At 71.7% G+C, this 20,462-nt stretch carries 19 protein-coding genes and 1 riboswitch; of the genes, 9 read left to right on the forward strand and 10 right to left on the reverse strand.

Annotation, left to right across the window (positions count from 1 at the left end):
- Positions 1-25 precede the first annotated feature (25 nt).
- Both JK364_RS19735 and JK364_RS19740 read left to right on the forward strand, forming a co-directional pair.
- Positions 26-697 carry an HD domain-containing protein gene (locus JK364_RS19735; RefSeq protein ID WP_201852427.1) on the forward strand — a complete coding sequence of 224 codons (672 nt, stop codon included), beginning with the start codon at positions 26-28 and terminating at the stop codon, positions 695-697.
- A 355-nt stretch (positions 698-1,052) separates the two neighbouring features.
- Positions 1,053-2,306 carry a Cmx/CmrA family chloramphenicol efflux MFS transporter gene (locus JK364_RS19740; RefSeq protein ID WP_201852428.1) on the forward strand — a complete coding sequence of 418 codons (1,254 nt, stop codon included), beginning with the start codon at positions 1,053-1,055 and terminating at the stop codon, positions 2,304-2,306.
- 15 nt (positions 2,307-2,321) lie between these two features.
- On the opposite strand, the gene JK364_RS19745 is transcribed toward JK364_RS19740, so the two are convergent.
- Together JK364_RS19745 and JK364_RS19750 are read right to left on the reverse strand one after the other, a co-directional pair.
- Entirely contained in the window at positions 2,322-2,594 is a 273-nt protein-coding gene (locus JK364_RS19745) for a DUF4031 domain-containing protein (protein ID WP_201852429.1), read from the reverse strand.
- Positions 2,594-2,950 carry a DUF8819 family protein gene (locus tag JK364_RS19750; protein ID WP_020870494.1) on the reverse strand — a complete coding sequence of 119 codons (357 nt, stop codon included), beginning with the start codon at positions 2,948-2,950 and terminating at the stop codon, positions 2,594-2,596. Before JK364_RS19750 ends, JK364_RS19745 begins: the two co-directional genes overlap by 1 nt.
- A 218-nt stretch (positions 2,951-3,168) precedes the next feature.
- Between JK364_RS19750 and JK364_RS19755 the strand changes: the two genes are divergently transcribed.
- A complete protein-coding gene (locus tag JK364_RS19755) occupies positions 3,169-4,116 on the forward strand; it encodes a MurR/RpiR family transcriptional regulator (protein WP_201852430.1) in 948 nt (315 codons plus the stop codon).
- A 165-nt stretch (positions 4,117-4,281) separates the two neighbouring features.
- Positions 4,282-5,214 (forward strand): N-acetylmuramic acid 6-phosphate etherase, encoded by a 933-nt coding sequence (murQ, locus tag JK364_RS19760; RefSeq protein WP_201852431.1) that lies wholly within the window; start codon positions 4,282-4,284, stop codon positions 5,212-5,214.
- Between the two features lie 227 nt (positions 5,215-5,441).
- Here the strand turns inward: murQ and groL are convergent, their stop codons facing one another.
- The 4 genes from groL to thrC form a co-directional block, all read right to left on the reverse strand.
- Positions 5,442-7,067 (reverse strand): chaperonin GroEL, encoded by a 1,626-nt coding sequence (gene groL / locus JK364_RS19765; RefSeq protein ID WP_020870491.1) that lies wholly within the window; start codon positions 7,065-7,067, stop codon positions 5,442-5,444.
- A gap of 414 nt (positions 7,068-7,481) precedes the next feature.
- On the reverse strand, positions 7,482-7,688 hold the full coding sequence (locus JK364_RS19770; RefSeq protein WP_009716982.1) for a cold-shock protein: 207 nt from the start codon (positions 7,686-7,688) through the stop codon (positions 7,482-7,484).
- A gap of 408 nt (positions 7,689-8,096) precedes the next feature.
- Positions 8,097-8,375, reverse strand: coding sequence for a MoaD/ThiS family protein (locus JK364_RS19775; protein ID WP_037960442.1), 279 nt, complete (start codon positions 8,373-8,375; stop codon positions 8,097-8,099).
- Positions 8,372-9,664, reverse strand: coding sequence for a threonine synthase (thrC, locus tag JK364_RS19780; RefSeq protein ID WP_201852432.1), 1,293 nt, complete (start codon positions 9,662-9,664; stop codon positions 8,372-8,374). The genes JK364_RS19775 and thrC overlap by 4 nt, the downstream gene beginning before the upstream one ends.
- Positions 9,665-9,682: 18 nt before the next feature.
- A riboswitch (SAM riboswitch) is annotated at positions 9,683-9,824 on the reverse strand.
- Between the two features lie 206 nt (positions 9,825-10,030).
- Between thrC and JK364_RS19785 the strand changes: the two genes are divergently transcribed.
- Both JK364_RS19785 and JK364_RS19790 read left to right on the forward strand, forming a co-directional pair.
- The gene (locus tag JK364_RS19785) at positions 10,031-10,978 is read left to right on the forward strand and encodes a glucosyl-3-phosphoglycerate synthase (protein WP_201852433.1); all 948 of its coding nucleotides are present in this window, start codon (positions 10,031-10,033) and stop codon (positions 10,976-10,978) included.
- A 158-nt stretch (positions 10,979-11,136) separates the two neighbouring features.
- Positions 11,137-12,627 carry an alpha,alpha-trehalose-phosphate synthase (UDP-forming) gene (locus JK364_RS19790; RefSeq protein ID WP_201852434.1) on the forward strand — a complete coding sequence of 497 codons (1,491 nt, stop codon included), beginning with the start codon at positions 11,137-11,139 and terminating at the stop codon, positions 12,625-12,627.
- 121 nt (positions 12,628-12,748) lie between these two features.
- On the opposite strand, the gene otsB is transcribed toward JK364_RS19790, so the two are convergent.
- From otsB to JK364_RS19805, 3 genes are all read right to left on the reverse strand, one after another.
- A complete protein-coding gene (gene otsB / locus JK364_RS19795) occupies positions 12,749-13,600 on the reverse strand; it encodes a trehalose-phosphatase (RefSeq protein WP_201852590.1) in 852 nt (283 codons plus the stop codon).
- A gap of 301 nt (positions 13,601-13,901) precedes the next feature.
- Positions 13,902-14,120, reverse strand: a complete 219-nt coding sequence (locus tag JK364_RS57570) for a DUF3263 domain-containing protein (RefSeq protein ID WP_121825225.1) — start codon at positions 14,118-14,120, stop codon at positions 13,902-13,904.
- A gap of 140 nt (positions 14,121-14,260) precedes the next feature.
- Complete coding sequence (locus JK364_RS19805) at positions 14,261-15,544, reverse strand: extracellular solute-binding protein (protein ID WP_201852435.1); 1,284 nt, start codon at positions 15,542-15,544, stop codon at positions 14,261-14,263.
- 291 nt (positions 15,545-15,835) lie between these two features.
- On the opposite strand from JK364_RS19805, the gene JK364_RS19810 reads away from it, so the two are divergent.
- From JK364_RS19810 to JK364_RS19820, 3 genes are all read left to right on the forward strand, one after another.
- On the forward strand, positions 15,836-16,768 hold the full coding sequence (locus JK364_RS19810; protein ID WP_201852436.1) for an ROK family protein: 933 nt from the start codon (positions 15,836-15,838) through the stop codon (positions 16,766-16,768).
- Complete coding sequence (nagA, locus tag JK364_RS19815; protein ID WP_201852437.1) at positions 16,768-18,000, forward strand: N-acetylglucosamine-6-phosphate deacetylase; 1,233 nt, start codon at positions 16,768-16,770, stop codon at positions 17,998-18,000. The genes JK364_RS19810 and nagA overlap by 1 nt, the downstream gene beginning before the upstream one ends.
- Positions 18,001-18,330: 330 nt before the next feature.
- Positions 18,331-19,293: a 1-phosphofructokinase family hexose kinase gene (locus JK364_RS19820; RefSeq protein WP_201852438.1), complete on the forward strand. Its 963-nt coding sequence runs from the start codon at positions 18,331-18,333 to the stop codon at positions 19,291-19,293.
- A gap of 25 nt (positions 19,294-19,318) precedes the next feature.
- Here JK364_RS19820 and JK364_RS19825 read toward each other — a convergent pair whose 3' ends face one another.
- The gene (locus tag JK364_RS19825) at positions 19,319-20,311 is read right to left on the reverse strand and encodes a carbohydrate-binding protein (RefSeq protein ID WP_201852439.1); all 993 of its coding nucleotides are present in this window, start codon (positions 20,309-20,311) and stop codon (positions 19,319-19,321) included.
- Positions 20,312-20,462: the final 151 nt, after the last annotated feature.

The raw sequence follows: 20,462 nt of genomic DNA on the forward strand, positions 1-20,462 counted from the left end.
CAAACCGCTACCCCACAATTGGCTCATGCCCGCACCCGCACCCACCCGCCATCCGGCCCATGACGCGCTGCTCGCCCGCTGGACGGACCTCCTCACCAGCGCCCGCGACGCCACGAACCCGTCTCCCGTTCCCTACGGCGAAGACCTCCTGACCCGCTGGGCCGAACCCCAGCGCCGCTACCACACCACCGATCACCTGCTCGCGGTCCTGGACCGGGTGGACGAGCTGCTCCCCCACGTCCAGGCCCCCGACCCCGCCGCGATCCGCCTCGCCGCCTGGTTCCACGACGCCGTCTACCTCCCCGACCGCTCCACCAACGAGGAACGCAGCGCCCGCCTCGCCGAACGCGCCCTCCCGGAAGCCGGCGTCCCGGACCCCCGCGTGACCGAAACCGTCCGCCTCGTCCTCGTCACCCGCGACCACGACCCCGCCGACGGCGACACCAACGGCGAAGTCCTCTGCGACGCCGACCTCGCCGTCCTGGCGGGCTCCCCCGAGGACTACGGCGCCTACGCGGCCGCGGTCCGCGAGGAGTACGGATTCGTCCCCGACGACGCCTTCCGCGAGGGCCGCGCGAACGTCCTCCGCCATCTGCTGGGGCTGTCCCGTCTGTTCCGCACACCGATCGGCCATGACCGCTGGGAGACCGCCGCACGCCACAACATGGCCACTGAGCTGGAGCTGCTCGGTGCGTAACATATGCCGTTCGCGGCTCTGAATTCGCGGCTCCAAAACTCCGGCCCCGGGACCGCTGTTGCCAGATAGGCGGCCCATTCGTCCGGCGTGCCCGGGCCGTTCAGGTCGCTGGTCGTCTCCTCCGTCACGTCGATCACCCCCCATGATCTCCTCAACCCGCCTCCCCCAGCGGGTTCACATCTCCATCCTTCCTCACTCAGCGTGACGACACCAGGCCACAACCTCCAGTCCACACGATCGAGTGAACGTTCGAGAAACGCACATCCCGATGTTCCGCGCAGGAATGCCGACGTCGTTCCACGATGTTGAGCCTGGCATGCCCTCCTCCTCCCCAGCGGATTCCGCTCGCTCCCGCATGCCCCTGGCGGTCTACGTCCTCGGGCTGTCCGTGTTCGCCCTCGGTACCTCCGAGTTCATGCTGTCCGGGCTGCTGCAACCCGTCGCGCGGGACATGGGGGTGTCGATCCCCACGGCCGGGCTGCTGATATCGGCGTTCGCGATCGGGATGGTGGTCGGGGCGCCGGTGCTGGCGGCGGCCACGTTGCGGTTGCCGCGGCGGACCACGCTGCTGGCGCTGCTGGCGGTGTTCGGTCTCGGGCAGATCGCGGGGGCGGTGGCGCCGTCGTACGGGGTGCTCTTCGCGTCCCGGGTGGTGAGCGCGCTCGCGTGTGCCGGGTTCTGGGCCGTGGGCGCCGCGGTGGCCGTGTCGCTGGTGCCGGTGAACGCGCGGGCCAAGGCGATGGCGGTGATGGTCGGCGGGCTGAGCATCGCGAACATCGCCGGGGTCCCGGCCGGGGCGTTCCTCGGGCAGCACGCGGGATGGCGGGCCGCCTTCTGGGCGGTGGCCGGGCTGTCGGTGCTCGGGCTGGTCGGGGTCGTCGCGCTCGTTCCGCGTACAGAGGTGCCGACCGGGGACGACCAGCCGCGGCTGCGGACCGAGTTGCGCATCTACCGCGACCGGCAGGTGTGGCTGGCGCTGGCCGCCACCGCGCTGAGCGGTGGCGCGGTCTTCTGCCTGTTCTCCTACCTCGGGCCGCTGCTGACGGATGTGGCGGGGCTGGACGAGGGCTGGGTGCCCACCGTGCTCGCGCTGTTCGGGGTCGGCGCGCTGCTGGGTACGGTGATCGGCGGGCGGATCGCGGACGCGCATCTGTTCGGCACCATGTTCTGGGGCATCGTCGCCTCGACGGTCGTGCTGAGCGCGCTGGCGCTCACCGCGCACAGCGCCGTCGCGGCCGTGAGCCTGGCGCTGATGCTCGGCTTCACCGCCTTCTTCACCGCGCCCGCGCTCAACGCCCGGATGTTCAACCTCGCCAACGCCGCGCCCACGCTCGCGGGCGCGACGAACACCTCGGCCTTCAACATCGGCAACACGGTGGGCCCGTGGCTCGGCGGCCTCGTCATCGACGCGGGCTGGGGCTACCCGGCCGTGGCCTGGACGGGCGCGGCCCTCGCCGGTACGGGCGCGGTGACGACGGTCGCCGCGATGCGCGTACACCGCACGACGGCCGCCTCGCGCGTCATCGCCACGTCGGCCTCCCCGGCGGGTACGGAAGCGGCGTACGGCGCGGCCCCCGACCCTTCGCACACCACGCGCACCACGCGCTGAGAGAACCCGCTCCGGTCAGTCCGCGTTCGCGGCCCGCTTGGGGCGGCGGAGGCCCGCGGCCTTGAGGCGGCGGAGGAGTTCCTTGCTGCCGACCTCCTCCGCGCCCGCCCGTACCGCCTTCGCGTACAGCTCGCTCGGCACGTCGTAGTGGTCGCGGTCGAAGCCTCGGCGCGGGGCGCCGATGCGGGCGGCGAAGGCGTGGAGTTCGGTGTAGGAGACATCGCTGACGAGGTGGGACCACATGCGGCCGTGGCCCGGCCACGAGGGCGGGTCGATCAGGACGGCCATCAGAGGGTGGTGCCCAGCGATCCCACGGGCGCCACTGCGACCGCCGTCTTGCCGCAGACCCAGTGCGGGTCGGGGCCCAACTCGGGCTCCACGTCGAGGGCGTGGAGGTCGCCGCCCTGGGTACAGACGGGGCACAGCGGCCAGCGGCCGTATCGTTCCAGCAGGGCGTCCTGGACGTCCTGGGCGACCAGACCGGCCACGTACGCGACGCCTTCCGGCCACTGCTCGACCCACCACCGCCGGTGCGCGATCGCGTCTTCGACCAGCGAGACGATGTCGGCGCGGGCGACCTCCCCCGCCGCGAGGTCGGCCAGGACTAGGGCGCGGGCCGCGTGCAGTGCCTGTTCGAGCTTCATGGGTCCCATTGTCACCTTTGCTTCCTCCCGGCGCCTGTTCGCTTCGTCCGCTGTTTGCTTCGTCCGTGTTCGTTTCGTCCGCGGTCACGGTCCACCCCGGCTCGCCCCGTCCGCCCCGTCCGCCCCATCCGCCCCGGCCGCCGCGCGCCCGCTCGCCGACTCGCCGCGTCGTCGTCCGGAGGGTTGACGGGCACCGTGGCCGGAAATAGTTTTCGCTGGTGAGTAGCGATCTGAAGGAAACTTTCATGCCTCCTCCACAGCCCGACCCCACACCGCCCGCCCCACCCGCCCCGGCCGCCCTCGCCGCCAAGGTCCGCACGTTAGCTCCCTCCATGACCCGCTCCATGCACCGCGTCGCCGAAGCCGTGGCGGGCGATCCGGCCGGTTGCGCGGCGCTCACCGTCACCGGGCTCGCCGAGCGGACCGGCACCAGTGAGGCCACCGTCGTCCGCACCTCCCGGCTGCTCGGCTACCCCGGATACCGGGATCTGCGCCTCGCGCTCGCCGCGCTCGCCGCCCAGCAGGCCGCCGGCCGGGCCCCGGCCGTCACCGCGGACATCGCGGTCGACGATCCGATCGCCGACGTGGTCACCAAGCTGGCGCGGGAGGAGCAGCAGTGTCTCGCCGACACCGCCGCCGGGCTGGACACCAGCCAGGTCGAGGCGGCCGTCTCGGCGCTGGCCGCCGCCCGCCGGATCGATGTGTACGGGGTCGGGGCGTCCAGCCTGGTCGGCCAGGACCTGGTCCAGAAGCTGCTGCGCATCGGGCTGATAGCCCACGCCCACGCCGATCCGCATCTCGCGGTCACCAACGCGGTCCAGCTGCACTCCGGTGACGTCGCCATCGCGATCACCCACTCCGGGCGCACGACGGACGTCATCGAGCCGCTGCGGGTGGCCTTCGAGCGCGGGGCGACCACCGTCGCGATCACCGGACGGCCGAACGGCGAGGTCGCGCAGTACGCGGACCTGGTGCTCACCACCTCCACCGCCCGCGAGAGCGAGCTGCGCCCGGCGGCCATGTCCAGCCGGACCAGCCAGCTGCTGGTGGTGGACTGCCTGTTCATAGGGGTCGCCCAGCGGACGTACGAATCGGCTGCGCCCGCGCTCTCCGCGTCGTACGAGGCGCTCGCGCACCGCCACGATCCGCGTCCCGGGCACCGCTGAGCCCGGCCGGTCCCGCCCGACGGTCTCCCTGGCCCCGCTGGTCCCGCTGGCCCCGCCCTCGCGCTCCCACCCCCGATACCGGTCACTGTTCCGCCCGGTGACTGCCCATCCAAGTCACCGTCACCCCCACCCTCACGCTGACGTACCGGAAAGAGCCGCTTCGCCATGACTACCGCCGACTCCGCACGGCTCCGCGCCCAGCTCGACACCTTGACCACCGAGGCGTTCCGCCCCGAACTCGCCGAGATCGACCGGCTCGAAACCCTCGAGATCGCCCGGATCATGAACGCGGAGGACGCCGCCGTCCCCACCGCCGTCGCCGGTCAGCTCCCCCGTATCGCCGCCGCCATCGACGCCATCGCCGTACGGATGTCCCGTGGCGGCCGCCTCCTCTATACGGGCGCGGGCACCGCCGGACGGCTCGGGGTGCTCGACGCGAGCGAGTGCCCGCCCACCTTCAACACCCGGCCCGAGCAGGTCGTCGGAGTGATCGCGGGCGGCCCGGACGCCGTGGTGACCTCGGTCGAGGGCGCGGAGGACAGCGCGGAGCTGGCCGCCCGGGACCTCGACCGGCTCGGCATCGGGCCCGACGACAGCGTGGTCGGCGTCTCGGCCTCCGGCCGCACCCCGTACGCCGTGGGCGCGGTCGAGCACGGCCGGCGGCGCGGCGCGCTCACCGTCGGGCTGTCCTGCAACGCCGGGTCGGTGCTCGCCGCCGCGGCCGACCACGGCATCGAGATCATCGTGGGGCCGGAGCTGCTCACCGGCTCGACCCGGCTGAAGGCGGGCACGGCCCAGAAGCTGGTGCTCAACATGATCTCGACCATCACCATGATCCGGCTGGGCAAGACCTTCGGGAATCTGATGGTCGATGTGCGCGCCTCCAACGACAAGCTGCGCGCCCGTTCGCGGAGGATCGTCTTCCTGGCGACCGGCGCCTCCGACGAGCGGATCGAGAGCGCGCTGGCGGCCACGGACGGCGAGGTGAAGAACGCGATCCTCACCATCCTGGGCGGGGTGGACGCCCCAACCGCCGAGAAGCTCCTCGCCGAGGCGCACGGCCATCTGCGCGCCGCCCTGGAGGCGGCCACGGGGTGACGCCCTGGAGGCGGCCACGGGTGACCCCGGGGCTGGGCCCGGATCCGCACGGGCCGGGATACGCACGACCCCGCATCCGCACGGCCCCACTTCCACACGGCCCCGCATCCGCACAGGCCCCGCATCCGCACGGGCCCGGATACGCCGTCGGGGCGGCACCCCTGGGAGAGGGTGCCGCCCCGACGTTGGACGGTACGACCGACCGGCGAACGAACGCGCCGGATCGATCAGAAGTCCATGTCACCGCCCGGCATGCCGCCCGGAGCGCCCGCCGGGGCGGCCTTCTCCGGCTTGTCGGCGATGACGGCCTCGGTGGTGAGGAACAGCGCGGCGATCGACGCGGCGTTCTGCAGCGCGGAGCGCGTGACCTTGGCCGGGTCGATGATGCCCTCGGCGATCAGGTCCACGTACTCACCGGTCGCGGCGTTGAGGCCGTGACCCGGGGTCAGGTTGCGCACCTTCTCGACCACGACGCCGCCCTCGAGACCGGCGTTGACCGCGATCTGCTTCAGCGGGGCCTCCAGGGCCAGGCGCACGGCCTGGGCACCGGTGGCCTCGTCACCCTCGAGCTCCAGCTTCTCGAAGACCGAGACGGTCTGGAGCAGGGCCACGCCACCACCGGCGACGATGCCCTCCTCGACGGCGGCCTTGGCGTTGCGCACCGCGTCCTCGATGCGGTGCTTGCGCTCCTTGAGCTCGACCTCGGTGGCGGCACCGGCCTTGATGACGGCCACGCCGCCGGCCAGCTTCGCCAGGCGCTCCTGGAGCTTCTCGCGGTCGTAGTCCGAGTCCGAGGACTCGATCTCGGCGCGGATCTGGTTGACGCGGCCCTGCACCTGCTCGGTGTCGCCGGCGCCGTCCACGATCGTGGTCTCGTCCTTGGTGACCGTGATCTTGCGGGCACGGCCGAGCAGGTCGAGACCGGCGTTCTCCAGCTTGAGGCCGACCTCCTCGGAGATGACGGTGCCACCGGTAAGGATGGCGATGTCACCGAGCATGGCCTTACGGCGGTCACCGAAGCCCGGGGCCTTGACGGCGACGGACTTGAAGGTGCCACGGATCTTGTTGACGACCAGGGTCGCCAGGGCCTCGCCCTCGACGTCCTCGGCGATGATCAGCAGCGGCTTGCCCGACTGCATGACCTTCTCGAGCAGCGGGAGGAGGTCCTTCACGCTGCTGATCTTGGAGTTGACGATCAGGATGTACGGGTCGTCGAGCGACGCCTCCATACGCTCCATGTCCGTCGCGAAGTACGGGGAGATGTAACCCTTGTCGAAGCGCATGCCCTCGGTGAGCTCGAGCTCGAGCCCGAAGGTCTGCGACTCCTCGACGGTGATGACACCTTCCTTGCCGACCTTGTCCATCGCCTCGGCGATGAGCTCACCGATCTGGGTGTCGGCGGCGGAGATGGAGGCGGTGGAGGCGATCTGCTCCTTGGTCTCCACGTCCTTGGCCTGCTCGAGCAGCTGGGCGGAGACGGCCTCGACGGCCTTCTCGATCCCGCGCTTGAGCGCCATCGGGTTGGCGCCCGCGGCGACGTTGCGGAGGCCCTCCTTGACCAGCGCCTGGGCGAGGACGGTCGCGGTCGTCGTGCCGTCACCGGCGACGTCGTCCGTCTTCTTCGCGACCTCCTTGACCAGCTCGGCGCCGATCTTCTCGTACGCGTCCTCGAGCTCGATCTCCTTGGCGATGGACACACCATCGTTGGTGATCGTGGGGGCGCCCCACTTCTTCTCGAGGACGACGTTACGGCCCTTGGGGCCGAGGGTGACCTTGACGGCGTCGGCGAGCTGGTTCATCCCGCGCTCGAGGCCGCGCCGCGCCTCCTCGTCGAACGCGATGATCTTGGCCATGTGAAGTGGTCCTCCCAGAGACGGGGTGGATTGCTCCGGACCGCGCTGGCGCCCGCGACGGACGGCCTGCCTGCCTCACGGTTCCTTGCCCCGCGTGGCCGTGGCGGGCCTCACCGACCCGGTCCTTCTGTCACTCTCAACGTCAGAGTGCTAACGCCAATGATTAGCACTCGGGCCATTCGAGTGCAAGCGCCCGAAGGGCGTCCTTGAGGGGCGGTGGCCGGTCGACGGGTGGGCGCAAGCGCCTGAAGTGGCGTCCTCAAGGGGTGGTGGCCGGGCGACGGATGGGAGCAAGCGCCCGCAGGTGGTCCGGAGGACCGGGGGGGGAGGGTCCGGGCATGCCGAAGGGCCCGTATCCTGTTCGGGACACGGACCCTTCGAACTTCTTCGTTTCAGCTGCGTCGCGTCGGCGCGTCAGCCTACGGCCACGCGGACCATGTCGGCCTGCGGGCCCTTCTGACCCTGCGAGATCTCGAACTCGACCCGCTGGCCTTCCTCGAGGGTGCGGTACCCGTCCATCTGGATCGCGCTGTAGTGGACGAACACGTCCGCACCACCGTCGACCGCGATGAAGCCGTACCCCTTCTCCGCGTTGAACCACTTGACGGTGCCCTGAGCCATTCCTAACTCCCCTATTGCTGGCCCTTGCACAGGACCGCACTCCGCGGACCCGGGTCAGACCTCACCCCCCGTATGTGGGGGGTGTGCGCCGGAACGCGTCGACCGCCGCTGAATGTATCCGTCCCAACGCCCTCTGCAACAGGTCAATCGGACGAGAATTCTGGGCACGGCCGAACGGTTAAAAGTGAGAAATTATGTGAAGTTCGGGCAAGCCGGGCCGGACATAGGGAACCAACCCGACAATTCGCGCTCACACTTTACGCACAACTTGACGAGTTCTCATATGTGGCTCCGACCCCGGAACCGTCGGGGAATCCGGGCAACTGTATCGCGATTCCACACACGGAATCGCCCCGTCCGGTTATCCCCGGACGGGGCGATGTCAAAGGTGAGAAGGGGGACGCGGGGTCAGCAGCCGCCCGCGACCGCCGGGATGATCGAGATCCCGGCGCCGTCCGGGGTCGCCGTGGCCAGGCCGTCGGCGAAGCGGACGTCGTCGTCGTTGACGTAGACGTTGACGAAGCGGCGGAGCTTGCCGGTGTCGTCCAGGACGCGGGCCGAGATGCCCGCGTGGTTCTTCTCCAGGTCCGCCAGGACCTCGGCGAGGGTCGCGCCCTCGGCCGGGACCTCGGCCTGACCGCCGGTGTAGGTGCGGAGGATGGTCGGGATTCGGACGTTGACGCTCATGCGAGGCCAGCCTCTCGGAACGAGTCAAGGGTGGGGCGGATGATGGCAGAGGGACCCGTGGTGGGGGCAACCGCGTCGAGGGTCTTGAGGCCGTCGCCGGTGTTGAGCACGACGGTCGTCAGGGACGGGTCGAGCAGACCGTCCTCGATCAGCTTCTTGGTCACGCCGACGGTCACGCCGCCCGCGGTCTCCGCGAAGATCCCCTCGGTGCGGGCCAGCAGCTTGATGGCGTCGACGATCTGCTCGTCGTTCACGTCCTCCACCGCGCCGCCCGTACGGCGCGCGATGTCCAGGACGTACGGGCCGTCCGCGGGGTTGCCGATGGCCAGCGACTTGGCGATGGTCCGCGGCTTCTGCGGCCGGACGACGTCATGGCCGGCCTTGAAGGCGGCGGAGACCGGGGAGCAGCCCTCGGCCTGGGCGCCGAAGATCTTGTAGGGCCGGTCCTCGACCAGACCGATCGCGATCAGTTCCTTCAGCCCCTTGTCGATCTTGGTGAGCTGGGAGCCGGAGGCGATCGGGACGACGATCTGGTCCGGCAGCCGCCAGCCGAGCTGCTCGCAGATCTCGTACGCCAGGGTCTTGGAGCCCTCGCCGTAGTACGGCCGCAGATTGACGTTGACGAAGCCCCAGCCCTCGCCCGCCGGGTCGCCGATCAGCTCGCTGCAGAAGCGGTTGACGTCGTCGTAGGTGCCCTCGATGCCGACCAGCTCACCGCCGTAGACGGCGGCCATGACGACCTTGCCCGCCTCCAGGTCGTGCGGGATGAAGACGCAGGAGCGGAAGCCCGCGCGGGCGGCCGCGGCGCCCACCGCGCCGGCGAGGTTGCCGGTGGAGGAGCAGGAGAGGGTGGTGAAGCCGAAGGTGCGGGCGGCCTGGACGGCGATGGCGACGACCCGGTCCTTGAAGGAGTGGGTCGGGTTCCCGGAGTCGTCCTTGATGTGCAGCTCACCGGTGACGCCGAGCTCACGGGCGAGGTTGTCGGCCTTGACCAGCTGGGTGAAGCCGGGGTGCAGGCTCGGCAGATCCGCCACGTCCGCCGGGACGGGCAGCAGCGGGGCGTAGCGCCAGATGCTGTTCGGACCGGCCTCGATCCGCCGACGGAGCCCCTCCGGGTCGCCGGCCGGGAGCTCGTACGCGACCTCGAGGGGCCCGAAACAGGCCTCGCACGCGAAGATCGGACCCAGCTCGAACCGCTCACCGCACTCCCGGCAGGACAATGCGACGGCGGGGCCGAAGGCACCGGAGGCGGAGGGAGTGGTTGAGCTTTCTACTGACTGCACAGCCATGGATGGCGAGGCCCTTTCTCCTCATCTTCCTCGCGACGCATTTCGCCACGAGACGGAATTGGCACCTTCCCGAGCTGGGAGCCTCGCTGCGGAATGCGAGATCAGCTGGAGGGTTGCCGGGGCTTCAACGGGCCGTTCCCTCTGCCCCTCTGGATGAGCGGTATGGCGCCGGGCGGACCCGGGGCGTTTGTCGGCACGGGCTTCGTCGGTACGTCGGTAAACATCGAGGTCGACCCCGACATACGACGGCCATATGCGTTGTTCAAGACTGTAACCGAAGGCCCGGATGGTTGAGCTAGCCGTCCGATGCGCGAGATGGATCACAGCGATCACAACAGGCCCGATCACAACAGGGGAGACACACAGGTGCTGGATGAGGTGGAGCGCTGGCTGAAGCGCCGCTCCTGGTCTGCCGACGACCGTCCGCTGGATCGCCTGCTGGCCGCGAAACGGGCCGCGGCGACGACGGTGAGCGTGGTCCTGCCCGCCCTGAACGAGGAGGCCACGGTCGGCGAGATCGCCGACATGATCCGGCGTGAGCTGATGGGCGAGGCGGTGCCGCTGGTGGACGAGCTGGTGGTGCTGGACTCCGGTTCCACGGACCGCACCGCCGAGGTCGCCGCGGCGGCGGGCGCCACCGTCGTCCCCCGCGACTCGCTGCTGCCCCGGCTGCCCGCGCTGCCCGGCAAGGGCGAGGTGCTGTGGCGGTCCCTGCTCGCCACGAGCGGCGACATCGTCTGCTTCATCGACGCCGACCTGCGGGAATTCGAACCGCGCTTTGTCTCGGGGATCGTCGGTCCGCTGCTGACGGACCCCACGCTGGAGCTGGTCAAGGGCATGTACGACCGCCCGCTCGGCGAGGTGGCGGGCCAGGGCGGCCGGGTCACCGAGCTGGTCGCCCGCCCGCTGCTGAATCTGCACTGGCCCCAGCTGGCCGGATTCGTCCAGCCGCTGGGCGGGGAGTACGCGGCGCGCCGTTCGCTGCTGGAGCGGCTGCCCTTCCCGGTCGGCTACGGCGTCGAGCTGGGACTGCTGGTGGACGCGCTGCACACGGTGGGGCTCGACGCACTCGGCCAGGTGGACATCGGGGTGCGCAAACACCGCCACCAGGACGGGCAGGCGCTCGGCCGGATGGCGGCCGCGATCTACCGCACCGCACAGCTGCGGCTGGCCCGGGGCCACTTGGTGCGGCCGCGGCTGACCCAGTTCGACCGGGGCGAGAACGGCTTCGAGCCGCGCACCACGGCCGTGGACACCGAGGAGCGGCCGCCGATGATCGAGATCCCGGAATACACGGCGCGGCGCGCGGCGTGACGCCGGGCCGGCGGGCGGGCGGCTCGGCGGGCCGGCGGCTCGGCGCTCCACGGACGGAATACGTCTTGGCGCTTACGTGGCCGGAACCGGAATAGCACCTACGGGGCAAGAAACCGTACGTACGTTTGCGCGGGGCCGCGCCTGGCTAGGCTCGCGACATGGCAGTTCCGCGCACCGCCCCGATCCTGGTCGCGTCCAACCGCGGCCCGGTCTCGTACACCCTGGGCGAGGACGGCTCGCTCACCGCCCGGCGCGGCGGTGGCGGGCTGGTCTCCGGGCTCAGCGCGATCGGCCCGGACGCGAACGCGGTGTGGGTGTGCGCGGCGCTCGGGGAGGGCGACCGCGAGGCGGCCCGGCGGGCCGGGGACAGCCATCTGAACCCCGGTGACACCGGCGGCCGGCAGGTGCGGATGCTCGACATCGCGCCGGACGTCTTCGCCGCCGCGTACAACGGCGTCGCCAATTCGGTGCTGTGGTTCGTCCACCATCTGCTCTACCAGACCCCGGTCGAGCCGGTCTTCGACGCGGAGTTCGCCGAGCAGTGGGCGGCCTACGAGAGCTATAACGCGGCCTTCGCGGACGCGCTCGCCCAGGAGGCGGTGGACGAGGCCGTCGTCCTGGTGCAGGACTATCACCTGGCGCTGGTGCCCGCGATGCTCCGCGAGCGCCGCCCCGATCTGCGGATCGGTCACTTCTCCCACACCCCCTGGGCCCCGCCGGACTACTACCGGCTGCTGCCGGACGACGTCGCGGCGGGTGTGCTGCGCGGCATCCTCGGCGGCGACCGCGCCGCGTTCCTCACCGAGCGCTGGGCCAACGCCTTCGCCGACTGCTGCGCGGCGGTGCTGGGTGCGGAGATCGTCCGGGACGGAGACAGCAGCGGGGACCGCAACAGGGACGGGCACGGTGACGGCATGGCGACGGCCGTGCGCTTCGAGGGCCGGGAGACCCGGCTGGGCGTCCACGGCCTGGGCGCCGACGCGGACTTTCTGCGGGAGCGGTCGCGCCGGGCCGATGTGGATGAACGGCTGAGCACTCTGCGGGCGCAGATCGGGCCGGGCCGGAAGTCGATCGTCCGGGTGGACCGCACCGAGCTGTCCAAGAACATCGTGCGCGGGCTGCTGGCCTACCGGCGGCTGCTGGAGACCCACCCCGAGTGGCGCGAGCGCGTGGTGCACGTCGCCTTCGCCTACCCCTCGCGCCAGGACCTCGCGGTCTACCGCGACTACACCGAGCGGGTGCGGCGGATCGCGGACGAGATCAACGAGGAGTACGGCACGGAGGGCTGGACCCCGGTCGCCCTGCATGTGAAGGACGACTTCGCGCGGTCCCTCGCGGCCTACCGGCTGGCGGACGTGGCCCTGGTCAACCCCATCCGGGACGGGATGAACCTGGTGGCCAAGGAGGTCCCGGTGGTCTCCGAGCGGGGCTGCGCGCTGGTGCTGTCGCGGGAGGCGGGCGCGTACGCCGAGCTGGGCGAGGACGCGCTGGTGGTGAACCCGTACGACGTGGAGGGCACGGCCCGCGCGCTGCACGAGGCCCTGCGCATGAGCGACGACGAGCGCGCGGATCGCACGAAGCGGCTCGCCGCCGCGGCGACCGCGCTACCGCCACAGGCATGGTTCCTGGCGCAGCTAGGGGCGCTGTAAACCGGCGCCGTCCGGGTACAGCGCTGCAGACCAGCCGGGTACAACGCTGCAGACCGGCGCCGGCCAGGTACAGCGCTGCAGACCGGCGCTGTCCGGGTAGCGGCCGCCGTCCCGCCGAGCCCTACGCGGCTTCGCCGCTGACCGCGGTGGCCAGAGCCGACAGCAGGTCCACCACGCCCGCCGGACCATCCACCACCAGGTCGGCCCGCTTCGCGAGCTCGGTCACCTCCGTGCTGCCGCTGCACACCAGCACCCCCGGCACGCCCTCCTCGCGCAGCCGCTCCACCGCCGCGAACGCGGCCAGGTCACCCAGGTCGTCGCCCGCGTAGAGCACGGCTTCCGCGCCCGTCCGCCGTACGTAGTCGGTGAGCGCGACGCCCTTGTCCATGCCCGGCGGGCGCAGCTCCAGCACGAAGCGGCCGGGCTCGACGATCAGCCCATGGCGTTCGGCGAGGGCGTGCAGCGGCGCGCGCAGCCGCTCGAACGTGGCCTGGGGGTCCTCGGCGCGGCGGGTGTGGACGGCGACGGCGCGTCCCTTGTCCTCGATCCAGGTGCCGCGCGAGGCGCCGTGCTCCTCGAGGACGGCGGGGAGTTCGGCCTGGACGGCGGCGACGCCGGGGTGCGGTTCGGGCGCCTGGACCTCGCCGCTGCCCGCGTCCCAGCGTTCCGCGCCATAGAGGCCGAGGACGACGAGCCCGTCCAGCCCCTCGGCCCCGGCGAACCCGCCGTACCGTACGGCGATCTCGGCCGGGCGTCCGGTGATCACCGCGACGGAACGGATCCCCGGGGCCAGCCGGGAGAGCGCGGGGACGGCGCCTGGGTGGGCGCGGGCCTGGTCGGGGTCGGGGACGATCTCGGCGAGGGTGCCGTCGAAGTCGAGTCCGACGACGGCGCGTCCGGGCCGTTCGAGGAGGGCGGCGAGGCCCTCACGGCCGGCGGAGGTGGTGGGTACGGGGACGGGGTGACTTCCCATAGCGCTGCCCATGGCGGTGACCCTACCGGGCCCGGCGACACGGCGGGCTTCGCCCGAGCGTCCCCCGCGTGAACGCCCCCGGGCGCCCGGCCGGTGAACGGCTCGCGCGGGCCCGGCCGGTGAACGCACCACGGTCGTGCGGCCGGTGAACGCGCCGCGGGTGTCCCGCCGTGCACGGCCGGTGAACGCGCCGCGGGCGTCCCGCCGTGCACGGCCGCACGACCGCCCGGCCGCCGCATCGGTGAACGCCACACGGCCGTCCCACGGGTCGACGGCCCGGCCGTCTCGCCGACGATGCGTGTCAGCGCCGTTCGCGGCGCTCGTCCCTGATCCGGCGCAGCCGGTTGACGGTCACCGGGTCGTGCTCCAGGGCCCTGGGGTCGTCCAGCAGCGCGTTCAGCAGCTGGTAGTAGCGGGTCGGGGAGAGGCCCAACCGCTCCCGTATCGCCCGCTCCTTGGCGCCGGGGCCCGGCCAGCCGCGCCGCTCGACGGCGAGCACGGCCAGGTCGCGCTCCGACAGCCCGGCATCCGGGCCCGGATCCTGTTCCTGTTCCTGCTCCCGCCCCTGATCCCGCTCCCGCCCCCGGTCCTCGGCCTGATCCTGGTCCCCGGCCTGGTCGGCGGGGTCGTCGGAAGGGCCGGGGCCGGGCGTGTCCACTGTCATGCCCCCGCATTCTCCATGGCGTCGGCCTCCCGCTGGATCTGGCCCAGCACGCTCGCCGGGTCGCCGCCCTTGGCCACGGTCGAGCCGATCTTCTGCTTGATCAGCTTGCTGACCTCCGCCCATGAGGTCTTGTCGGCCGGGTAGAACTCCGCGCTCTCCAGCTCGTCCAGGAACCGCCACAGCCGCTTGTACTCACGGTCGCCGAGCATCGTCTGCTCGACGGCGGTGGTCACCGGCAGCAGGTCGTACTCGGTGACGAAGTCCAGCACGTTGTCCTCGGTGTAGACGAAGTCGAGGAACTTCCCGATCTCCTTACGGTGGCCGTTCTGCTTGAAGGCCATCAGCCAGTCGGCGACGCCCATCGTCGACGGGGACTTGCCCCTGCGGCCGGGCAGCGGCGCGGTGCCGTACGTGATGCCGCGGCCGGACGCCTGCTGCATCAGAGTGGGGTGGCCGTTGAGCATGCCGACCTCGCCGCGGGCGAAGGCGTCGAAGATGTCCTGCCGGTTGGTGCGGGCCGGGGAGCCGGGGCCGGTGAGGTCCGCGCCGACGAGTTCGTCCCGCAGCCATTCGAAGGCTTCGATGTTCTGGGTGGAGTCGATGGTGTAGCTGCCGTTGCCGTCGGTGTAGCCGCCACCGCCGCTGAGCATCCACATCATGGTCTCGGCCTGGCACTCCTCGGGGCCGAGCGGCAGCCCGTACGGGATCTTCACCCCATTGGCCTTGAGCCGGGTGGCCGCCTCCTTGAGCTCGTCCCAGCTGGTGGGGGCGGAGGATATCCCGGCCCGGTCGAAGAGCTTCTTGTTGTAGAAGAGCAGCCGGGCGCTGGCCACGAACGGCACCCCGTACTGCACCCGCCGCACCTCACCCGCATGGGCGATCGAGGTGATGAAACCGGCCTGGGTGGGGATGGAGAGCATCTCGTCGGCGCGGTAGAGCTCGCCCTGCGCGGCGTAGTCGGCGTACGCGCCGATCTGTGCGATGTCCGGGGCCTGACCGTTCTTGACCATCTCGGCCACCCGCCGGTCCACCTCGGTCCAGCTGTAGACCGTGACGTCGACCTTAAGGCCGCCGTTCTTGGCCTCGAAGGCGCGGGCCACCTTGTTCCAGTACCTCTGGGAGCCGTTGGCGGTGCTGTCGCCGTAGTCGGCCGCGACCACCTTCAGGGTGACATCACCGTCGGAACCGGAGCTGTCACTGCCGCAGGCCGTGAGTCCTGGTGCCGCCGCCACCGCCGCGACACCCGCCGTTGTCAGACCCAAGAACCGTCGCCGCTGCACCGCTGTTTTCCCACCCTATGGATTGTTTCATCCTCAAGAGTCCTCCCCCGAGGTCGAGCGAGTCTGTCTTGCAAACCTCCACAAGGTCTACACCATGGGCATATCGCTTCGGTATCGGAGCCCAATTGCCCAGGTGAGCGGGGTGCTACACGCGTAAGTGGGATGTATCACCCAGTCACAAACGGAGGGGTTGGTTCACACCAACTCCGCTACGGGCGACGGCGTGATCTCCCGACGAGAAGCGGCGAGTGGACTAGACCTCTCATGGTGGATCGCGCGAGACTGTTCCATGTGAAACACGTCATCGCCCTGGATGTGGGCGGCACCGGTATGAAGGCCGCCCTGATCGGGGCGGACACCACACTCCTCCACGAGGCCAGGAGGCCCACCGAGCGGGAGCGCGGACCCGAGGCGGTCGTGACCGCGATCCTCGACTTCGCCGCCGAGCTGCGCGCGATCGGCGAGCGGCGGTTCGGCGGGCCCCCGCTGGCCGCGGGGGTTGGCGTGCCCGGGGTCCTGGACGAGGACCGCGGGGTGGCCGTCTTCGCCGCCAACCTCGGCTGGAGCGACGTCCCGCTGCGGGCGATGCTCACCGATCGGCTGGGCGGGATCCCGGTCGCGCTCGGCCATGACGTCCGGCTGGGCGGACTGGCCGAGGGGCGCATAGGAGCGGGCGAGGGCGCCAGGCGCTTCCTGTTCGTCTCCGTCGGCACCGGCATCGCGGGCGCCATCGGTGTCGACGGGCGCATCGACCCCGGAGCCCACGGCTCCTCCGGCGAGATCGGCCATATCGTCGTCCGGCCGGGCGGCGCCGCCTGCGGCTGCGGTCAGTCCGGCTGTCTGGAGACGCTCGCCTCGGCGGCCGCGGTGGGCCGCGCCTGGGCCGACGCGAGCGGCGATCCGGCCGCGGACGCCGCCGACTGTGCCAAGGCCGTCCGGTCCGGCGATCCCAGGGCCGTGGCCGTGTGGGGGGAGATGGTGGGCGCGCTCGCCGACGGCCTGGTCACCGCCCTCACCCTGCTGGACCCCGGTGTGCTGATCGTCGGCGGTGGGCTGGCCGAGGCCGGGGAGACGCTGTTCGCGCCGCTGCGCACCGCGGTCGAGGAGCGGCTCACCTTCCAGCAGCTCCCCCGTATCGTCCCGGCGGCCCTCGGGGACACCGCCGGCTGCCTGGGCGCGGGTCTGCTCGCCTGGGACCGACTCTCCACGGAGGTAACCGCCTGATGGTCCAGCGAACGCATCTCACCGGCGCCCGGGTGGTCCTGCCGGACGGCGTGGTCGACAACGGGCGGGTGACGGTCGAGGGCACGCGCATCACGGCGGCGGGACCGGTGGCCGCGCACGCTGCGGGATCAGCGGCCGGGTCCTCGACGGGCTCCGTGGCCGGGTCCTCGACGGGCTCCGCGTCCGGCGGCGAGCGGGCGCTCGACCTGGCGGGCGGCTGGATCGTCCCCGGCTTCGTGGACCTGCATGTGCACGGCGGCGGCGGTGCCTCGTTCTCGGCGGGCACCCCCGAGGAGGCCCTGACCGCCATCCGTACGCACCGGCGGCACGGCACCACCACGATGCTCGCCTCCACCGTCACCGGCGATCTGGACGACCTCGCCCGACAGGCCGCCGCCCTCTCGGAGCTGGTGGAGCAGGGCGAGTTGGCGGGCATCCACTTCGAGGGACCGTTCATCTCCCCCGACCGCTGCGGCGCCCACCAGCCCTCGCTGCTGCGCGCGCCCGACCCGGCGGATGTGCGCAAGCTGGTGGACGCGGCGCGCGGCACCGCGCGGATGATGACCCTCGCCCCCGAACTGCCGGGCGGGCTGGAGTCCGTACGGCTGCTGGCCGACAGCGGGGTCCTCGCGGCCGTCGGCCACACCGACTCGACGTACGAGGCGACGCTGGAGGCCATCGACGCGGGCGCGACCGTGGCGACCCATCTGCTCAACGCGATGCCGTCGCTGCTGCACCGCGCCCCCGGCCCGGTGGCCGCGCTGCTGGAGGACGAGCGGATCACCGTAGAACTGATCAACGACGGCACCCATCTGCACCCCGCCGTCCTGGGGCTGGCCTTCCACCGGGCGGGCGCGGACCGGGTCGCCTTCATCACCGACGCGATGGGCGCGGCGGGCATGAGCGACGGCCGCTATCCGCTCGGCCCCATGGAAGTCGAGGTCAAGGACGGTGTCGCGCGGATCAGCGACGGGCCGACGGCCGGTTCCATCGCGGGCTCCACCCTCACCCTGGACCAAGCCTTCCGGCGGGCCGCCACGATCGACGGGCTCGGCGTCGAGGCAACCGTAAGGGCGCTGTCCGCGACTCCCGCCCGGGTGCTGGGCATCGCCGACCGGGTGGGTTCGCTCGAGCCCGGCAAGGACGCCGATCTCGTCGTGCTCGACGACGACTTCCGGCTGCGGGGCGTAATGCGCCGGGGCACTTGGGTGGTCCATCCCGAACTGGACTGAAGTGCCCTGATTTCAGGCCGGGGTGACGGTGTGCTGACACTGTCCGAGACTGTCCGGAACGACGCGGAGGTCTGGGCCGAAGCCACTCGTTTTGGCATGATCGCTCGGGCACGGGAACGGGCACGCACGACTCGGGTACGCACTGCTCGGCACGGGTACGGCTCGGGTACGAGTACGGCTCGGGTACGGCACGAGTACGGGTACAGCTCGGGTACGGGTACGGCTCGCGCATGGGTACAGCTCGGGTACGGCTCGCGTACGGCTCGGCACACAGTCGCATTCAGCACAGGAGTCTCCGTCCGGCGGGGGGACGGGAGAGGGGATGCCAGGGTGATCCTCACGGTCACGCTCAACACCGCCCTCGACGTCACCTACCGGGTGCCGGAACTGCGCCCGCACGCCACCCACCGCGTCACCGAGGTCACCGAACGGCCCGGCGGCAAGGGCCTCAACGTGGCCCGGGTGCTGGCCGCGCTGGGCCATGACACCGTCGTCACCGGCTTCGTCGGCGGGGTCACCGGCGCGGTGCTGCGGCAGCTGCTCGCCGAGATCGCCACGCCCGGCAGTGGTCCCAAGGCCCCTCGCGGCACGATCACCGACGCGCTGGTCCCGATCGCCGGCACCACCCGGCGCACCATCGGCGTCGTGGACGCCGCCACGGGCGACACCACCCAGTTCAACGAGCCGGGCCCGATCGTCACCACCCCCGAGTGGTCCACCTTCATGGACGGTTACGGCCGGCTGCTGCGCGAGGCGTCGGCGGTCGCGCTGTGCGGCAGCCTGCCGCCCGGGGTCCCCGTCGGGACGTACGCCCAGCTCATCCGGGAGGCGCATGCGGCGGGCGTGCCCACCCTGCTGGACACCAGCGGCGAGCCGCTGCGCCGGGGCATCGCCGCCCGCCCCCATCTCGTCAAGCCCAACGCCGACGAGCTCGCCGGGCTCACCGGCTCCACCGACCCGCTGCGCGCCGCGCGCGACGCCCGGCGGCGCGGCGCACGCGCGGTGGCCGCCTCGCTGGGCCCCGACGGCATGGTCGTGGTCACCGCCCACGGCGCCTGGCGCGCCACCCCGCCGCGCCGGCTGACGGGCAATCCGACGGGCGCCGGGGACGCGGCGGTCGCGGGGCTGCTGTCCGGGCTGGTCGAGGAGGCACCCTGGCCGGACCGGCTGGCCCGCGCCGTCGCCCTGTCGGCGGCGGCCGTAAGGGCCCCGGTGGCGGGCGAGTTCGACCCCGCGGTCTACGACGAGGCGCTGGCGCGGGTCGAGGTGACGGAGCACCCGGCGGCGGCCTGAGCAGCCGCCGAGCGCCGCCCCGCTCCTAGCCCTTGCCCTTCTCCAGCCACATCTGATCGATGTTGGCGTCGCACTTGTCGCCGGGGTCACACGACACGGTGATCGTGTTGGTGCCCTTGGAGAGCTGGACGATCGACCAGGTCTCGGTCCAGCCCTTCTCGTAGTCACCCTTCGGCGCGCCCGAGAAGTTCTTCATGTTGAGCGGCCGCGCCTCCTTCTTGCCGTTGATCGTCAGCGACATGCTCTGGTCCTCGCCCGGCACGCCGTAGGTGACGTACAGCCGGTAGGACTTCGCCTTGGCCACGTCCAGGCTCCAGGTCGCGGACGAGCCCGGGGTGTTGAGCCCGCCGACGTAGGTGCCGCCCGCGGCCTTGGCGCCCTTGATGTCGCTCGCGGCGGCCGCGCCGCCGGTCAGCTTCATCTTCGCGGCGTCCTCGGTGGGCAGCTTCCCGTCACCCGGTCCCTTGGCGGGCCCGGAGGGCTCGCTGGGCCGGACGGAGGAGCCCGCCGTGGGCTGACCGGTCGGGTCGGCCTGGTCGTCCTTGTTGTCGTCACCGTTTGTGATCATGGCGACGCCGATGCCCACGAGGACCACCGCTACCACGGCGATGGCGCCGATGAGCAGTCCCTTGTTGTTGGGGCCGCGGCCGCCTCCGCCATGGCCGCCGCGCGGGGCGGCCGCACCGGGCTGGCCGGGCGCGCCGCCGGGCAGGGTCTCGGGGGCGGCGTAGTGGGCGTTCTGCCGGCCGTAGCCGCCCTGCTGGCCGTACCCCTGCGGCTGCTGGTTCGGGATCTGCTGGCCGTAGTTGCGCTCACCCACCGCGCGGACATGGTTGTACGAGGTGCGGGGAACCCCTGGCTGGGCCGGGCCCGGGTAGCCATAGCCACCGGTGCGGGGGGCGGCACCCGGCTGGCCCGACTGACCGCCCTCGTTCCCTTGATCGCCCTCCGAGCGATACAGGTAGGCGAACGGGTCGTCGTTCTCCGGTGTGTCCGAGCCGTTGTTGCCGGCCGTCATCCCTCGTCACTCCCCTATGCATATGGCCATCGGCGCAGGATCAGAACGCGCCACGACAGCTCATATCAGGGTCGAGAGGGCCTCAACAGGGCGTGTGCTGTCCGGATGGCCAATATTCACGATCGGTTCACTGTCGGCGGCAGGGCCGCAT

The organism is Streptomyces endocoffeicus, from assembly GCF_016741935.1.
Lineage (GTDB): Bacteria > Actinomycetota > Actinomycetes > Streptomycetales > Streptomycetaceae > Streptomyces > Streptomyces endocoffeicus.

Excerpts from the sequence above, each read along its gene's own strand:
- JK364_RS19825 (WP_201852439.1), bottom strand. The coding sequence starts at position 20,311 with ATGACGGCCGGCAACAACGGCTCGGACACACCGGAGAACGACGACCCG.
- JK364_RS19770 (WP_009716982.1), bottom strand. The coding sequence starts at position 7,688 with ATGGCTCAGGGCACCGTCAAGTGGTTCAACGCGGAGAAGGGGTACGGC.
- JK364_RS19775 (WP_037960442.1), bottom strand. The coding sequence starts at position 8,375 with ATGAGCGTCAACGTCCGAATCCCGACCATCCTCCGCACCTACACCGGC.
- JK364_RS19735 (WP_201852427.1), top strand. The coding sequence starts at position 26 with ATGCCCGCACCCGCACCCACCCGCCATCCGGCCCATGACGCGCTGCTC.
- JK364_RS19745 (WP_201852429.1), bottom strand. The coding sequence starts at position 2,594 with ATGGCCGTCCTGATCGACCCGCCCTCGTGGCCGGGCCACGGCCGCATG.
- JK364_RS19790 (WP_201852434.1), top strand. The coding sequence starts at position 11,137 with ATGGCAGTTCCGCGCACCGCCCCGATCCTGGTCGCGTCCAACCGCGGC.
- otsB (WP_201852590.1), bottom strand. The coding sequence starts at position 13,600 with ATGGGAAGTCACCCCGTCCCCGTACCCACCACCTCCGCCGGCCGTGAG.
- JK364_RS19740 (WP_201852428.1), top strand. The coding sequence starts at position 1,053 with ATGCCCCTGGCGGTCTACGTCCTCGGGCTGTCCGTGTTCGCCCTCGGT.
- JK364_RS19750 (WP_020870494.1), bottom strand. The coding sequence starts at position 2,950 with ATGAAGCTCGAACAGGCACTGCACGCGGCCCGCGCCCTAGTCCTGGCC.
- murQ (WP_201852431.1), top strand. The coding sequence starts at position 4,282 with ATGACTACCGCCGACTCCGCACGGCTCCGCGCCCAGCTCGACACCTTG.
- groL (WP_020870491.1), bottom strand. The coding sequence starts at position 7,067 with ATGGCCAAGATCATCGCGTTCGACGAGGAGGCGCGGCGCGGCCTCGAG.
- thrC (WP_201852432.1), bottom strand. The coding sequence starts at position 9,664 with ATGGCTGTGCAGTCAGTAGAAAGCTCAACCACTCCCTCCGCCTCCGGT.
- nagA (WP_201852437.1), top strand. The coding sequence starts at position 16,768 with ATGGTCCAGCGAACGCATCTCACCGGCGCCCGGGTGGTCCTGCCGGAC.